This window comes from Prevotella sp. AM42-24, from assembly GCF_003461825.1.
Classification (GTDB): Bacteria; Bacteroidota; Bacteroidia; order Bacteroidales; family Bacteroidaceae; genus Prevotella; species Prevotella hominis.
This window is the reverse complement of sequence record NZ_QTXV01000183.1, coordinates 340-542: the sequence shown is the minus strand read 5'-3', so window position 1 is coordinate 542 and position 203 is coordinate 340. Positions and strand designations below refer to the sequence as shown.

Annotated in this window: 1 pseudogene; it reads right to left on the bottom strand. The window is 56.2% G+C overall.

The window, feature by feature from the left end:
- Positions 1–203 (bottom strand): annotated as a pseudogene (locus DW917_RS18040) (DNA-binding protein); the annotation flags it as partial.

The following is a 203-nucleotide window of genomic DNA, read 5'->3' as shown; positions in this document are numbered from 1 at the left end:
TTGCCCTCCTTGATGGCCTTGATGACTGCAGCCTGAGCGCTACGGCTGGCTACGAGGTTGAACTCTGCATCGGCAATGAGGTTCTTGAACTCAGCGCCTGGCTCCCACTGAACCTTCACGTCAGTGATGTTCTGAGCGGTGAACTTGTCGGCATCTTCAGCGCCCTTGGATGAGAGGAGGATGGAGAAATCACCGAGATCGCC